The sequence below is a fragment of the Gordonia sp. 852002-51296_SCH5728562-b genome (genome assembly GCF_001665475.1).
In the GTDB taxonomy this organism is placed as follows: Bacteria; Actinomycetota; Actinomycetes; order Mycobacteriales; family Mycobacteriaceae; genus Gordonia; species Gordonia sputi.
Genome location: NZ_LZMI01000034.1, coordinates 46,997 through 62,362 on the forward strand (window position 1 = coordinate 46,997; position 15,366 = coordinate 62,362).

Sequence of the window (15,366 nt, forward strand, 5' to 3'; positions counted from 1 at the left end):
TCAGCTGACCGCGCCGTTGATCACCGATTTCTGGATCGCGCCTGCCTCGACGCCCCAGTTCTCGGCGATCTGCTTGTACTGACCGTTGTCGATGAGGTGCTGCACGGCCTGCTGCAGAGCCTGCGTCAACGACGACCCCTTCTGCACCGGGTAGCCGTAGGGCGCCGAGTCGAACACTCCACCGGCAGCCTCGAGCTTGCCGCCCGAGCGCTTGATCGCGTACGCGGTCACGGGCGAATCCGCCGACATCGCGTCCACCTTGCCGAGCACGAGCGCGTTGGTCGCCTCGTCCTGGCTGTCGAACTTCACCTTCTCGATCGCCGGCTTGCCCGCGTCGGTGCATGCCTTGCTCTTGGCAGGAACCTCGTCGGTGTCCTCGACGGTGGTCGACTGCACAGCAACCCGCTTGCCGCAGGCGTTGTTGGGGTCGATGCTGCCGCCCTTCTGCTGCGCCCACTGCACACCGGCGTTGTAGTAGGTGACGAAGTCGACCTGCTGCTCGCGCTCCTTGCTGTCGGTGAACGACGACATGCCCACGTTATAGGTGCCCTGCTGGATCGCCGGGATGATCTTGTCGAAGTCGGCTTCCTTGTACACCGGCTTGAGACCCAGGACGCCGGAGACGGCGTTCATGAGATCCACGTCGTAGCCGACGATGTTGCCGGAGGGATCCTTGAACTCGTTGGGCGAGTAGGGAACGTTGACACCGACGATCAGCTGGCCCGACTGCCGGATCGGTGCGGGTACCAGCGCGGCGATGGAATCGACCTTGGCGACCTCCACTGCCTTCGACGAGCTGGCTGCCGCCTCGCCACCGCCTTCGTCGGATTCATTGTTGGTACATCCGGCGAGTACCAGTGTCAGAACAGCCACAAGCGCGGTGAACAGACCGCCGAATCGCCATCGTCGCGAACGTGTCGAATGCTGAAGTCGCATCGAAATCCTTCCCCCGGCGCCCCCATGAGCGCCTCGAGACCACACACCGACACACCGTCGGCACTTCGCAATAACTTACTGGCTTCCGGTGCAATCCACCCGGTAGTTACGAAGGATTAACCGTGCTTCGACCCGACGACGCGCCCGAGCACCGGCGCGGCCGGGCGCGTGGTTGTACCCACCCAAATCCCGTATCGATCACCAAGAAAGCACGTACGATTCGAAAATTCTCTCCGCGAACATTTTCTAGAAAACGTGAATTGATGGATTCACGATATAGTTTGCGAAGAGCCTTTATTCGAATTAGCATTCCGAGCGTGATACGCCCCACTCGGCCATTCTGGGTCGCATTGTCCGGATTTGTTGCGGCACTCTTGGCGGCGACGCTCACGGGTTTTCCTCGTGCCCGCAACAGGTTCCGCGAGTCCATTGAAGCCTCCATCCCAGAACCCCTTCTACGGCACGCAGCGAAGTCTCACCCACGTCGCACCCGGTGCCCCACTGAAGACTCGCGTCGTCCAATTGGCCTACGGCGACAAGAGGTTTCCGGCAGTTGCGACGCAGATCCTGTTCCGCACCACGGATCAGTTCGGCACGCCGACGGCAGCAGTCACCTCCATCATCGAGCCGTTGACATCCGGACCGCGAAAACTGATCTCGTATCACTCCCCCTATGACGCACTCGGGTCACAATGCGATCCCTCGTACGCTCTCCGCGGTGGCAATACCGGCCGCGGACCGGAATTCGACGACATCATCATCGGCTCATTTCTTGCGCAGGGATACACCGTCGTGGTCCCCGACTATGAAGGCTTGAAGATGCGCTGGACGATGGGGCGCGAGTCCGCGCAGACCGCTCTCGATAGCATCCGTACCGCTGAGCGACATCTGCGCCTGCCCTCGTCGACGCCGGTCGGGCTCTTCGGCTACTCGGGCGGATCGGTGCCCACCGGCTTCGGCGCCGACCTCGCCGCGAGCTACGCTCCCGAACTCCACATCGTCGGCGCCGCCGCGGGTGGAGTCCTCGTCCAGCCGTCGCACAACCTGCCCTATGTCAACGGAAGCAAGCAGTGGGCGGGCGTGATCCCCGCGCTCATGAACGTCTACAACGCGACCTTCGACCTCAACATCGGCCAGTACCTGTCCCCCAAGGGAACCCAAACACTCGCGCAGACCCAGGGGCAGTGCCTGATCAACTTCGCGACCAAATATCCGGGACTGACCGACACACAATTGCTGCTACCGCAGCATCCGGGGCTGTTGACCGTCCCGGGGATCCCGCAAGCCTTCAACCAGAACTTCATGGGTTGGGTCGGCAAGCCGAGAAATCCGATGTTCCTCGGTGTCTGCAACGTCGACGGAACCGGCGACGGGATCATGATCGACGGCGACGTGCAGGGATTGGCGACCAAGTACTGCCGTGAAGGAGTTCCTACGCAATACAAGACCTATCCCAAGCTCAGTCACTTCGATGCATTCCTGCCCTGGGCACCCGATGCGGAGAAGTTCCTCGCCGACCGTTTCGCTGGGCGTCCCGCGACCTACTGCTCGGGAATTCCGACCGGCAATACCCTGGGCCCCATCAGCTAGTCAGGACCCATCAGCCCGTTCGGTGCCGCGGTCGATCGCTTCGACGACCGCGGCACCGAACGCTGTTGTGGTCGCACTCCCGCCGAGATCGGCCGTGCGAATCCCCGCGGCCAGCGTGACGTCGATGGCGTTGTCGATTCTCGCGGCGCAGCGGGTGAGTGCATCGTCGGATCGCTGATCGCCCCACCATCGGAGCATCATCGCGGTCGAGGCGAGAATGCCGACGGGATCGGCGATTCCGCGTCCGGCGATGTCGGGGGCCGCACCGTGGCTGGCTTGCGCCATGGCCTTGGTCGACGAGCAGTTCACCGAACCTGCCATTCCCAGCGATCCCGCCAACTCGCCTGCGAGATCGGAGAGGATGTCGCCGAAGAGGTTTTCGGTGACCAGCACGTCGAAATCCGCGGGCCTGCGAACCAGCAGTGCTGCCATCGCGTCGACATGCTGCTCGTCGACGTCGACGTCAGGGAAGCCCACCGCCACCTCGCGGCACGCATCGCGGAAGAGGCCGGTCGTGAGTCGTAGAACGTTGGCCTTGTGCACGATGGTGACATGCCGTGAGCGTTGCCTCGCGAGTCGGAATGCCTCTCGAGCGATTCGACGACTCGCCTCACGGGTGACGACTCCGACCGCGAGCGCAACATCGGGCGTCGGCATGAATTCACCACTCCCGACGGCCATGTTCCGGTCGGCGTACAGCCCCTCGGAGTTCTCCCTCGCGATCACCACGTCGATGTCGGGAGCGGTTGCGGCCACACCGCGATAGGCCCGACACGGCCGGATATTCGCATACAGCCCGAACCGCTTACGGATCACCGCACCAGGCGTCAGCATCCCACGGAACTCCTCGGGATATCCGGCCGAGTCGTGTGGGCCGAGAATCCACACGTCGAGTTCGTCGAGACCCTCGAGCGCCGATTGCGGTGTCGGCGTGCCGTACTCGGCTATTGCGTCACGACCGAGAGGCAAAGTCACCCAATCGAATTCGATGTCTTCGCGCGCACCTGCCGCAACCGCCACGTCGACGGCGATCGGCACGATCTCCGGCCCGATTCCGTCGCCGTCGAGTACACCGATCGCCAATCGACTGTCGCTGCTCATCTCGCAAATATTGCCAGAACGCTTGACAACTCTGCCGAGCCACCTCAGCATAGCTAGAAACCGAATGACATTCGGTTTGGCCCTCAACGCCGCAGGCCAGCCGCCATTCTCTTCGACGACGCTCTCGTAGCGTCGCTCTCGAAAGGCTCCCCATGAGCACTGCCGATCCATCCCGAGTCGCCACTCCACCTGCCGCTGTCGATTCGCCACCACCAGCAGGCATCGATCTCAAGCAGGACGCACTCGGCGCACCGTCGATTGCTTTCATGGTGATCGCGGCGGCGGCCCCGCTGACCGTGATGGCGGGCGTCGCGCCCCTGGCCCTGGCCATCGGCGGTGTCGGCGCGCCGGTCGCCTATCTCGCCGCTGGAATCAGCTTCGCAGTGTTCGCGGTGGCGTTCATGGCCATGACCAGGGCCACCGGCGGCAAAGGCGCCTTCTACTCCTACATCACGCTTGGACTCGGTCGGGTCGCGGGACTCGCATCAGGCTTCCTCGCAGTCGTCTCATACAACGCACTCCAGATCGGCGTGTACGGCCTCCTCGCCGTTCAGACGCACGACGCCATCTCGCGGGTGCTCGGCGTCGACATCCCCTGGCCCGTACTCGCACTCGTCGCGATCGCGATCGTGTGGTTCGTCGGCCGTCGCGGAATCGACGTCGGGGCGCGATTCCTCGGAGTCCTCCTCGCCCTCGAAACCGGCATCCTGCTGGTTCTCGCCGTCGCGATCCTCGTCAAGGGCGGAGCGCACGGTATCGAGTTCTCCACCTTCACTCCCAAGGCGATCTTCGCTCCGGGAATGGCAGGCGTGCTGGCCTTTGCGTTCGCGGCGTTCATGGGATTCGAGTCGACGGCCCTCTATCGCTCCGAGGCTCGCGACCCCGACCGCTCCATCCCCCGCGCGACCTACTGGGCAGTCGGCTTCATGGCGATCTTCTACTGCTTCATCGTCCAGGCATTCGGCGCCGCTCAGGTGCAGCAGGCCGCGGGCGACGACGTCGCCGACCTCTTCTTCTCCGCCATGACGACGTATGTGGGCACCTGGGCGACCGACGTGATGTCACTGCTCATCGTCACAAGCGCTCTGGCGTCGCAGATCGCGTTCCACAACGCCATCAACCGCTACACGTATGCACTCGCACGCGACGGCGCGCTGCCCCGCATCCTCGATCGCACTCACCCTGTGTACAAATCCCCTTCTCGCGCAGGCAATCTGCAGACCATCCTCGCCGCCGTCGTCATCGCGGCGTTCGGCCTGGCCGGTGCAGATCCCTACTATCAACTCCTACTGGTCCTCAACACCCCTGGAATCGTGGGAATCATTGCGCTGCAGGTGATCACATCGCTCGCTGTGGTCGCGTACTTCGTGCGCAAGCACTACGTCGGGGCCGAGCGGGTCGGACTGATCGCGGGAGTCCTGAGCACCATCCTTCTCGGCCTCGCATTGCTACTACTCGTGGCAAACATCAAGCTGCTGACCAACATGGGCACCGCGGCCAACGCGGCACTTGTCGGCAGCGTGGGAGTCGTGTTCCTCCTCGGAATCGTTGCGGCACTCTACTTCCGCGCCCGGGTGCCACGCACCTATGCCCGCATCGGTGGCCTCTACGACGACCCGCACGCCGACACCGAACGCTGACACCAGGGACCCGAAGGCGCAGTGGCACAACTCAATCACGTACCAGACCACACTCAACGACGTACGCAGGGACGACAATGACACAGCGAGCCGACACGGTGATTTTCGCCAAGACCATCCACACCCTGACAGGGGAACAGGGCCACAGCGCCGTCGCCATCTCCGACGGGCGGATCTGCGCACTAGGGGATGCGGATTCGCTGGCCACCTACATCTCTGCGTCAACTCAGATCGTCGATCTGGGAGCGCGACACTCACCCCCGGCCTCATCGACGGACACATCCATCCTGTTCTCGGACTGGACATTTCGGCCGGCGTCGACCTCTCGGGCGTCGAGAACCTCGATCAACTCGTCGAGGCTCTGCGGACCGCCCCGGTCGTCGACGGCTGGGTACGGGGCTGGGGCCTCGATCCCAACGCGTTCGGTGGCCGACCCGTCACGTCCGACGTGGTGGTGACGGCGGTGGGACCCGACCTGCCCGCCCTGCTCTACCTCTTCGACGGTCATTCAGCACTCGCCACGCCGGCGGCACTGCGCATCGCGGGCATCGATGGCCCACGGACATTCAGCGGCAACGCCGAGATCGTCTGCCAGGACGGCATTCCCACGGGCCACCTGCTGGAGCTGGAAGCGGTCAGCGTCGTTTCCGCGGTCGTACCGCCCGAGTCGGCGCAGCAACGCCGACAACGCCTCACCGAACTCCTCGGCTCCATGGCTGCGGCCGGACTGACATCAGCGAACGCCATGGATTTCGAAGGCGACAGCGGCGAGCTCGTCACCGCACTCGAAGCCGACATCGAGCTTCCCATGCGACTCCGCTTCGCTCCGTTCTGCATGCCCGGCACTGACACCGAGCAACTCGATCACATCGTCGAACTGCAGCGTCGCGGTGGCAGGCGGTGGCGTGTCGACGGCGTCAAGTTCATGGTCGACGGGACCATCGACGGTGGCACCGCGTGGCTCGAGACTCCCGACTCCCATGGCGAATCAACCGCACCGCTGTGGCCGGACCCGGCGGAGTACCGACACGCGCTGCGCTACTTGGCACAGCGAGGTGTCCCCACGGTGACCCACGCGATCGGCGACGCCGGAATCCGTTATGCACTCGACAGTCTCGCCGATCTACCCGAGCTCCCGTCCGGCGCGCGACATCGGATAGAACACATCGAGACGCTCCCCGACGACCTCGTCGACCGTTTCGCGCGGCAAAGCGTTGTCGCGAGCATGCAGCCGACCCATTGCACCCACTACACGCGCTCCGACCACTCCGACAACTGGTCGGAGAGACTCGGCGCCGAACGTGCCGACCGCGCATTCCGCACGCGCGACATCCGTGACGCGGGAGCGATCCTCGCGTTGGGGTCGGACTGGCCGATCGCCCCCTTCGATGCCCGTTCGATCATGGCCGACGCCCAGCTCCGACGCCGCGCGGGACATCTCGACGACGCTCCGATCCTTCCCGGACAGGCACTCACCGCGCGCATGGCGCTCGAGGGCTATACGAGCCACGCCGCACGAGCGCAGGGCGCGAGCGACGCGGGTGCCATCGCGGTGGGCTGTCGCGCTGATCTCACCGCGTTTGCCGTCGATCCGCTCCGGTGCCTGCCCGACGAACTCGCCGACGCCCCGATCGTGCTCACCATGGTCGGAGGCGACGTGGTGCATCGCGCCGACCACGTCGACGCCTGACCCGCTTGAGCGTCGAGGCAACGGCGAGCATCAGGCATACGGCGAGTCACTAGGCTTACGGAATGCCCCGCCCGCGCACACCGATCCTCGATCCGAACACGATTGCCCGAGCGGCACTCGACGCGCTCGACGCCGACGGCTCGTTCACCATGCCCGGGGTTGCGAAGCGCCTCAACGTCGCGGTGTCGTCGCTGTATCACCATGTGGCGAGCCGCGAGCAACTCCTCGAGCTCATCCGCGGGGTGATCGCCGAGGAACTCTCGGTGTCGATCGAGTGGCCGGAGGACTGGCGCGAGGTGGTTCGAGAGTGGCTGATCGGCTACCGCGCGGGCTTCGGTGCCCACCCCGAACTGGTGCGGGCACTCACGGCGCAAACGGTCCGCGCACCCGAGGTGCTGCGCGGCTACGACCGATTGGCGCAGAAGCTCGTCGACGCCGGGTTCCCGATCGACCGGGTGCTGCACGTCATCACGTTTCTCGACACCATCGCACTCGGGTCGGCGCTCGACGTCGGCGCACCCGAGGAGGTGTGGTCGGCCGACGGCGTCGCTGCTGACAGCACCCTCGGGCGTGCGCTGTCAGCAGCACCGACGGGACGCGTGCGCGCTGACGAAGCGTTCGAGCTGACCGTCGACTTGGCCGTCATCGGCCTCGAGACCGAACTGGCCCGCGTGTCGCAGAATTGACAGCTCTATTGCAGGACTGCGTTCCTCAGTGCGCGGCGTCGTCCCACGAGCGACCGAAGCCGACCGAAACCTCCAGTGGCACAGACAGATCGATAGCATTGCCCATCTCTTCGCGAACGACCTTCTCGGCTTGTTCGCGCTCACCCTCAGCCACTTCGACGACGAGTTCGTCGTGGACCTGGAGCAACATGCGGGAGGCAAGTTTCTCGGCGACGAGTCGCTTGTGCACGTTGATCATGGCGACCTTGATGATGTCGGCAGCCGTGCCCTGGATCGGGGCGTTGAGCGCCATACGCTCTGCCGCCTGACGCCGTTGCCAGTTGTCGCTGTTGAGGTCGGGCAGATAGCGGCGTCGACCGAAAAGCGTTGCGGTGTACTCGTTTCGGCGTGCCTCGACGACGACGTCATGAAGGTAGTCCCGCACGCCACCGAAGCGGTCGAAGTAGGCCTCCATCTGCTCCTTGGCCTCGTCGCGACTGATCCGCAGCTGCGCCGCGAGCCCGAACGCCGAGAGTCCGTACGCGAGACCGTACGACATCGCTTTGACACGATGCCGCATATCTGTGGTCACCGCGTCGATCGGCACTCCGAAAGCTCGTGACCCGACGAAGTTGTGGAGGTCTTCTCCGGTGTTGAACGCCTCGATGAGGCCCGCGTCGCTTGAGAGGTGAGCCATGATGCGCATTTCGATCTGGCTGTAGTCAGCCGTCATGAGGGTCTCGTATGGCTTGCCGGTGCCGCCGGGTCCGTTGTCCGAGCCGACGACGAATCCGTGGCGGATCTCCCGCCCGGCCTCGGTACGAACCGGAATGTTCTGCAGGTTGGGTTCGGTCGACGACAGCCGACCCGTCGCCGCGACGGTTTGGTTGAACGTCGTGTGGATTCGGCCGTCGTCGGCCACCGACTTGAGAAGACCGTCGACGGTCACCTTGAGTCGGGTGGCATCTCGGTGTTCGAGCAGATACGCCAGGAACGGATGCTCGGTCTTCTCATAGAGGGTCTGCAAAGCGTCGGCGTCGGTCGTGTAACCGGTCTTGGTCTTCTTGGTCTTGGGCATGTCCAGCTTGTCGAACAGCACCGTCTGCAATTGCTTGGGCGAGCCGAGGTTGATCTGCTCGCCGATCACCTCGTAGGCGGCCTCTGCGGCCGTCCGGATGCGCTCGGAGAACGTCTCTTCGAGCTGACCGAAGTGCTCGACGTCGACCGCGATGCCCGATGCCTCGAGGTCGGCGAGCACGAACAGCAGTGGCAGTTCCATCTCGGTGAGCAGCGGTTTGGAGTCGATGCGGTCCAGCTCGGTGTCGAGGGTGTCGGCGAGTTCGGCGACAGCCCGCGCCTCGAGCATCGCCTGCTCGGCGATCTTGCCCGCGCCCCCGTCGTCGTCGAGGAGCGAGAGCTGCCCGGAGTCGGCGCCATCGTCGGCTCGCAGTTCGCGTCGCAGGTAGCGCAGCGCGAGATCGTCGAGGTTGAAGGTTCGTTGGCCGGGCCGCACGAGGTAGGCGGCGAGGGCGGTGTCGCTGGTGACACCGGCGAGCGTCCACCCACGAGACCGCAGCGCGTGGATGGCCCACTTCGTCTCGTGGAGGGCCTTGTCGATGGTCGAGTCGGCAAACCATTCGCCGAGCGCCTTCTCGTCGTCGGGCCCGAGCACCGTGACGTCGACGTAGCCCGACGTACCGTCGGTCGCGGCGATCGCGACGCCCGTCACGTCTGCGCCGACGACCTGGTGCGGAGCGGTGACGGTGAGGCCGCTGCGGCCGGTGCGGGCGTGCGCGTCGAGCCAGTCGCGAACCTCACCTTCGCCGAGGACCGACCCGTCGAGTTCAAACCCTGATTCGGCCTCCGGTTCGACGGAACTGAGCGTCGAGAACAGACGATCGCGCAGAACACGGAACTCGAGGTCGTCGAAGAGTTGGTGGATGCGGTCGCGGTCCCAGCCGACCATCGCCAGTTCGTCGGGCGTGGCAGGCAATTGCATGTCGCGGACGAGCTCAGTGAGCTGGCGGTTCGTCTGTACCGAGGCCAGGTGCGTGCGCAATGCGTCGCCGACCTTTCCCTTGACCTCGTCGACGTGATCGATGAGTGAGGCGAGAGAGCCATACTCGCGAATCCACTTCGACGCCGTCTTCTCCCCCACGCCCGGGATGCCGGGCAGGTTGTCGCTCGGGTCGCCGCGCAGCGCCGCGTAGTCGGGATACTGCGTGGGTGTGAGTCCGTACTTCTTCTCGACCTCTTCAGGGGTGAAGCGGGTCAGCTCCGAGACGCCTTTGCGCGGGTACAACACCGTCACCGAGTCGTCGACGAGCTGCAGCGAGTCCCGGTCGCCGGTGACGACGAGAACCTTGTAGCCCTCCGCTTCGGCCTGCGTTGCCAGCGTCGCGATGATGTCGTCGGCCTCGTAGCCCTCGATCGCCATGACGGGGATTCCGAGCGCGTCGAGCACCTCTTTGGTCAGATCGACCTGACCGTTGAACTCGTCGGGCGACTTGGATCGCTGCGCCTTGTACTCGGGAAACATCTCCGAACGGAAGGTCTTGCGCGAGACGTCGAACGCCGCTGCCACGTGTGTCGGTTCCTCGTCGCGGAGCAGGTTGATCAACATGGAGGTGAAGCCGTACACCGCGTTGGTCGTCTGGCCGGTCGCGGTTTTGAAGTTCTCGGCAGGAAGCGCGAAGAACGCCCGGTAGGCCAGCGAATGCCCGTCGAGCAGCATCAACGTCGGTTGACGCTTACCTTTGCCACCCTTCTGACTCGATCGCGACGACGTCGACGGCGCGGCCTTGCCGTCAGCGGGTGTGCCGTCGGAACTCTTCACGGGTGCACTTTGCGCAGGACTCACACCGCCGAGTCTAGTGACGCCCCCCGACACGCCTCATCCCCGGCAACCCATCCCCGGCAACCCCGCGGACCCTTGACGAAACCTCAGCCAGGCGCGCTGCGGTACATCGGCCACACCGTAGGTCCGTTCTCCGGCAACGTCACCTCGGCGGTCACCGTGAAACCGAATCGCTCGTAGAGTGGAATATTCGCCTCGTTGGAGCTCTCCAGATACGCCGGGCCGTCGACCGACTCCATCCCGGTGCGCAGCAACGTACTTCCGACGCCGCGCCCGTTCACTGTGGCGCCGACGAATGCCAGATACCAGTGCGGTTCGCGCGGACGGTATCCCGCGAACATCTCCTCGATCTGTTGGCCGCGACGGTACCGACCGCCCAGTGCCGACAGGAACCGCGGCACCGCCAACAGTTGGCGGCCGCTCGAGGGGTGAAATCCCGGCGGGTCCCACACCGCGGCGCCGACGGCCCGGTCATTCTCGACGCACACGTCTATACGTCCCCGTGACCCGTGACCCGCGGTCAACAATGCGCGATACAGGGCCGCGTACCGGGTGGTGTCGGGTTGCAACCACCGCATCACCGGGTCGTCGGCAAACGCCTCTCCGAGTATCTCGCTGACGAGCTTGTTGTCCGTTGAGCCCTCGATGGCGTAGGCGGTCACCGCGTCAGGCTACGCCGAGATACGCCTCACGCACCGCATCGTCGACGAGTAGCTCTTTGCCCGGCCCCTCTTTCAGGATCGTGCCGGTCTCAAGGATGTAACCCCGATCGGAGCGGCTCAAGGCCTGCTGCGCATTCTGCTCGACGAGCAGGATCGTGGTTCCCTCCGCGTTGATCTGCGCGATGATCGAGAAGATCTGTTGGATCACCATGGGCGCCAAGCCCATTGACGGTTCGTCGAGCAACAGCAGATTGGGACGCGCCATCAGCCCTCGACCGATCGCGAGCATCTGCTGCTCGCCGCCGGACATGGTTCCGCCGTATTGCTTGCGCCGTTCCGCCAACCGCGGGAACAACTCGAAGACCTGGTCGAGGGCCTGACTGTAGGCAGCCTTGGACTCGAATTTCCTTCCATAGCAACCCATGTCAAGATTTTCGAGCACCGTCATTCCCGGGAAGATGTGTCTGCCCTCGGGAACCTGGATGATTCCCCGTGACACTCGCTCGTGCGGGGCAAGCTTGGTGATCGACTCACCATTGAACTTGATGTCGCCCTGACTGAGTTTGAGCAGACCGGAGATCCCGCGCATGGTGGTCGATTTTCCCGCGCCGTTGGCTCCGAGGAGAGTCACCAGCTCGCCCTCGTCGACGTGTAGCGAGATGCCGTGCAGCGCTTGGATTCGGCCGTAGTGAATGACGACGTCGGTCATTTCCAGCACCGGCGTCTTGATGGTCGTCGCGGCCGAATCCTTGCTGAGGTCAGGCGATTTGGTCATCGGGAACTCCCAGGTAGGCGGCGACGACCGCGGGATTCTCGCGAACCTCGCGCGGTGAGCCGTCAGCGATCTTGCGGCCGAATTCGAGGACGACGATGCGATCGGTCACGCCCATGACCAAGCGCATGTCGTGCTCGATGAGCAGCACGGTGTAGCCGTCCTCGCGGATCTTCTGGATCAACTCCATCAGCGCGGACTTCTCGCTCGGATTGAAGCCGGCCGCAGGCTCGTCGAGGCACAGCAGCTTGGGTTCGGTGGCCAATGCCCGAGCGATCTCGAGACGACGCTGGTCTCCGTACGGGAGATTCGACGCCTTCTCCGCCGCGCGGGCACCGATACCGACGAACTCGAGCAGCGCCATCCCGCGGTCGACGGCGTCGTGTTCTTCTCGGTACAGCCGCGGCGTGCGCATGATTGCTCCGAAGACCGACGTCTTGTGCCGGGCATCGGTGCCGACGGAGACGTTCTCCAGCGCGGTCATCTCACCCCAGAGCCGCACGTTCTGGAAGGTACGCGCGATCCCCTTGCGAGTGATCTTGTGCTGCGACATCTTGCCGAGCGGCGCACCGTCGAAGACCACCGTTCCACGCGTCGGACGATAGACGCCCGTAATCGCGTTGAAGCACGTGGTCTTGCCTGCGCCATTGGGTCCGATGAGGCCGAGAATCTCGCCGCGCTTGATGTCGAACGTGACGTCGTCAAGTGCCGCCAGCCCACCGAATTCGACGGTCAAACCGGTGACCTTCAGTAGCGGTTCACCCTCGGCAGTTTCGATGTTCCGTTGCGGCGCAACAGCTTCGGCGACAGCTTCTGGATCGGCGAGTTGCGGGTCGACCGCTGCCGGGTCGACGACAGCCGTCGACTCGGGGTCGGCGAGCACCTCCTCGACCTGTTCGACGTTGTCTGGGACCTGTTCGACGCTGTCCGGCCCGGTCTGCGCCTTGCTGATGTCGACACGCGGAGTGGTGCCGTCGGCGCGATCGTCCGCGGCGTCGTCAGGTGTCCTGTGCGTCATGCGTGCGCCTCCTCGCTTCCCGACGGTAGCGGGTTGGGGTTACGACGGACAGCGGCATAAACCTTGCGACCGAAGGTCAACAGTCGCGCTCGTGCCGGGAACAGGCCTTGCGGCCGGAAGATCATCAGCACCACGAGGGCGATGCCGAAGAACAGGTACTTGAACTCGCTGAGCGACTGACCGCCCACCTCGATGCCCTGCACCCGCGCAGGCAGGTAGACGATGATGAACGCGCCGGCGATCACGCCGAGCTTGTTGCCCTGTCCGCCGAGCACGACGGCACAGAGGAAAAGCATCGAGTTGATGACCGTGAACGCCTTGGGATCGACGTACTGCACCTGGCCCGCGTAGACGGCGCCCGACAGCCCGCCGATACCCGCGCCGATCACAAACGCCCACAGCTTGTACTTGAACGTGGGCACACCCATGATCTCGGCGGCGTCCTCGTCTTCACGAATCGCCACCCACGAGCGTCCGACGCGGCTGCGTTCCAGATTGCCGATGACGATCAACACGAGGATCACCGCGACGATGCCCAGCCAATACCACCAGACCCCGTAGTTGGCGGTCGGGCTGTTGTTGCCGACGGAGAACACACCGTCGGGATGCTTGTCCGACCGCCCGAGCTCGGGGAACAGGACACCCTGCAGGCCCGACGCGCCGTTGGTGATGTCTGTGAGGTTGTCGGCGAGCAGACGCACGATCTCGCCGAATCCGAGTGTGACGATCGCCAGGTAGTCGCCTCGCACGCGCAAGGTCGGGGTACCGAGGACCAACCCTGTGAGTCCGGTGATGATGATCGCGAGTGGAACGCATGCGAGCCACGCCCACGGCCCCGAGAAGAAGCCGTGATCTTCGCTGTTCCACAACGGACTCGCCGGACTCGTCAGCAATGCGACGACGTAGGCGCCCACCGCGTAGAAGCCGACGTAGCCGAGGTCGAGGAGACCCGTCTGGCCGACCACGACGTTGAGTCCGATGGCGATCAATGCCGTCATGGCGAACGTCGCCATGACCACACCGAAGTTGGTTGCCGTCGTCGTGATCAGTGGCGGTTTGATGACCGGAAGCAGCGCGAGAAGAATGATGAGGGGGACGCCGAGTAGCCACTGCTGTACGCGAGGCAGGCTGTCCCACCAGGTGCGAATACGGTCGCCGAGACCGCGCGGCGGCGGCGTGGTCAATTGCGTCGACGACACTTTCGCTGACGCCACGCTGTCTGACGCCTCATTGTCTGATGTCGTCATACCCGCGCCTTCCCCAGCTTCTCACCGAGTATTCCGGTTGGACGGAACATCAATACGAGGATCAGGAGAACGAACGCGACCACGTCCTTCCACTGATTTCCGAAGAGCACGGAACCGTAGTTCTCCATCACACCGAGCAGCAAGCCTCCCAAGAGCGCGCCACGAACGTTGCCGATTCCGCCGAGGACCGCGGCGCAGAACGCCTTGATCCCGAGGATGAAGCCGCCGTTGTAGACGATGTTGGTGGGTACACGCAGCGTGTAGAGCAGCGCCGCAGCGCCTGCCAGCAGACCACCGATGAGGAAGGTCACCAGGATGATGCGATCACGGGAGACACCCATCAGCAGCGCGGCATCGGGATCCTGTGCCACCGAACGGATCCCACGTCCCAGACGGGTCTTGTTGATCATGAAATCGACGCCGAGCGCCAGCACCAACGCCGAGCCGATGATCACCATCGTCATGTTGAACACCGGGGCGCCGAAGATCGTGAACTCCTTCACGGGCTCCACGAGGCGAATCGTCGGTTGTGCCGTGGAGCCGCCGAGTGGCGGGTCGACCGGGAACTTCGGCAGCACGTAATGCACGAATTCCTGCAGTACGAACGACATTCCGATCGCGGTGATGAGAAACGCGAGCGGCTTCGCGCCGCGTCGACGTAGGGGCCGATACGCGACGAACTCCAGTCCGACCGCCGCTCCGCCCGCCACGATCATGCCGCACAGCCCCGCGAGCACGAGATAGACGACCGTCATCACCGTTCCCTCGGAGTACGTGTTGCCCGAGGGCGTGAAGCCCAACAACAGCAGTCCGATGTAGGTGCCGAACATGCCGAGCATGAAGACCTCGGAATGAGCGAAGTTGATCAGTCGGAGCACGCCATAGACGAGTGTGTAACCCACCGCGACAAGCGCGTACACCGATCCGTAGGTCAGCCCCTCGATGGTCAGGCCCCAGAAGCCGTCGAACAGCGCGTGATAGTCGAATCCGATGGTGGATGCCACTGCGGTCGACGTCTGTGCCACCAGAAGTGTGGTGGTCATACGATCCCCTCAATCGTCGAAAAGTCGCAGACACGAACCGCGCCCCCCCCCCCGGGTGGGCCGCCGGGGGCCGGCGTTTCGGGGCGCCCCCGGTAGAAGGGGGGACAGGGACAGGAGTTAGGGGGTTCGTTTAGAGGGGGCCACC

At 64.3% G+C, this 15,366-nt stretch carries 12 protein-coding genes; 4 read left to right on the plus strand and 8 right to left on the minus strand.

The window, feature by feature from the left end:
- Entirely contained in the window at positions 1-936 is a 936-nt protein-coding gene (locus tag A5766_RS06460) for an ABC transporter substrate-binding protein (protein ID WP_005208716.1), read from the minus strand.
- A 429-nt stretch (positions 937-1,365) separates the two neighbouring features.
- Between A5766_RS06460 and A5766_RS06465 the strand changes: the two genes are divergently transcribed.
- Complete coding sequence (locus tag A5766_RS06465; protein ID WP_005208717.1) at positions 1,366-2,526, plus strand: lipase family protein; 1,161 nt, start codon at positions 1,366-1,368, stop codon at positions 2,524-2,526.
- Here A5766_RS06465 and A5766_RS06470 read toward each other — a convergent pair whose 3' ends face one another.
- On the minus strand, positions 2,527-3,627 hold the full coding sequence (locus tag A5766_RS06470) for an isocitrate/isopropylmalate dehydrogenase family protein (RefSeq protein ID WP_005208718.1): 1,101 nt from the start codon (positions 3,625-3,627) through the stop codon (positions 2,527-2,529). It abuts the gene before it with no gap.
- 152 nt (positions 3,628-3,779) lie between these two features.
- Here A5766_RS06470 and A5766_RS06475 point away from each other — a divergent pair, with 152 nt between their 5' ends.
- The 3 genes from A5766_RS06475 to A5766_RS06485 all read left to right on the plus strand — a co-directional run bounded on the left by A5766_RS06475 (position 3,780) and on the right by A5766_RS06485 (position 7,643).
- Positions 3,780-5,267, plus strand: a complete 1,488-nt coding sequence (locus tag A5766_RS06475; protein WP_064863709.1) for an APC family permease — start codon at positions 3,780-3,782, stop codon at positions 5,265-5,267.
- Positions 5,227-6,957: an amidohydrolase gene (locus A5766_RS06480; protein WP_231894572.1), complete on the plus strand. Its 1,731-nt coding sequence runs from the start codon at positions 5,227-5,229 to the stop codon at positions 6,955-6,957. The genes A5766_RS06475 and A5766_RS06480 overlap by 41 nt, the downstream gene beginning before the upstream one ends.
- 62 nt (positions 6,958-7,019) lie before the next feature.
- The gene (locus A5766_RS06485) at positions 7,020-7,643 is read left to right on the plus strand and encodes a TetR/AcrR family transcriptional regulator (protein WP_005208730.1); all 624 of its coding nucleotides are present in this window, start codon (positions 7,020-7,022) and stop codon (positions 7,641-7,643) included.
- A 25-nt stretch (positions 7,644-7,668) separates the two neighbouring features.
- Here the strand turns inward: A5766_RS06485 and polA are convergent, their stop codons facing one another.
- The 6 genes from polA to A5766_RS06515 all read right to left on the minus strand — a co-directional run bounded on the left by polA (position 7,669) and on the right by A5766_RS06515 (position 15,221).
- Positions 7,669-10,482 carry a DNA polymerase I gene (polA, locus tag A5766_RS06490; protein ID WP_039856922.1) on the minus strand — a complete coding sequence of 938 codons (2,814 nt, stop codon included), beginning with the start codon at positions 10,480-10,482 and terminating at the stop codon, positions 7,669-7,671.
- A gap of 83 nt (positions 10,483-10,565) precedes the next feature.
- On the minus strand, positions 10,566-11,141 hold the full coding sequence (locus A5766_RS06495) for a GNAT family N-acetyltransferase (RefSeq protein WP_064903890.1): 576 nt from the start codon (positions 11,139-11,141) through the stop codon (positions 10,566-10,568).
- A 4-nt stretch (positions 11,142-11,145) separates the two neighbouring features.
- The gene (locus A5766_RS06500) at positions 11,146-11,916 is read right to left on the minus strand and encodes an ABC transporter ATP-binding protein (protein WP_005208739.1); all 771 of its coding nucleotides are present in this window, start codon (positions 11,914-11,916) and stop codon (positions 11,146-11,148) included.
- Positions 11,900-12,931 carry an ABC transporter ATP-binding protein gene (locus A5766_RS06505; protein WP_064903892.1) on the minus strand — a complete coding sequence of 344 codons (1,032 nt, stop codon included), beginning with the start codon at positions 12,929-12,931 and terminating at the stop codon, positions 11,900-11,902. Before A5766_RS06505 ends, A5766_RS06500 begins: the two co-directional genes overlap by 17 nt.
- Complete coding sequence (locus A5766_RS06510) at positions 12,928-14,178, minus strand: branched-chain amino acid ABC transporter permease (RefSeq protein WP_005208743.1); 1,251 nt, start codon at positions 14,176-14,178, stop codon at positions 12,928-12,930. Before A5766_RS06510 ends, A5766_RS06505 begins: the two co-directional genes overlap by 4 nt.
- Positions 14,175-15,221 carry a branched-chain amino acid ABC transporter permease gene (locus A5766_RS06515; protein WP_005208745.1) on the minus strand — a complete coding sequence of 349 codons (1,047 nt, stop codon included), beginning with the start codon at positions 15,219-15,221 and terminating at the stop codon, positions 14,175-14,177. Before A5766_RS06515 ends, A5766_RS06510 begins: the two co-directional genes overlap by 4 nt.
- Positions 15,222-15,366: the final 145 nt, after the last annotated feature.

Coding starts and splice junctions, on each gene's coding strand:
- A5766_RS06485 (WP_005208730.1), top strand. CDS start 7,020: ATGCCCCGCCCGCGCACACCGATCCTCGATCCGAACACGATTGCCCGA.
- A5766_RS06460 (WP_005208716.1), bottom strand. CDS start 936: ATGCGACTTCAGCATTCGACACGTTCGCGACGATGGCGATTCGGCGGT.
- A5766_RS06500 (WP_005208739.1), bottom strand. CDS start 11,916: ATGACCAAATCGCCTGACCTCAGCAAGGATTCGGCCGCGACGACCATC.
- A5766_RS06505 (WP_064903892.1), bottom strand. CDS start 12,931: ATGACGCACAGGACACCTGACGACGCCGCGGACGATCGCGCCGACGGC.
- A5766_RS06470 (WP_005208718.1), bottom strand. CDS start 3,627: ATGAGCAGCGACAGTCGATTGGCGATCGGTGTACTCGACGGCGACGGA.
- A5766_RS06475 (WP_064863709.1), top strand. CDS start 3,780: ATGAGCACTGCCGATCCATCCCGAGTCGCCACTCCACCTGCCGCTGTC.
- A5766_RS06515 (WP_005208745.1), bottom strand. CDS start 15,221: ATGACCACCACACTTCTGGTGGCACAGACGTCGACCGCAGTGGCATCC.
- A5766_RS06510 (WP_005208743.1), bottom strand. CDS start 14,178: ATGACGACATCAGACAATGAGGCGTCAGACAGCGTGGCGTCAGCGAAA.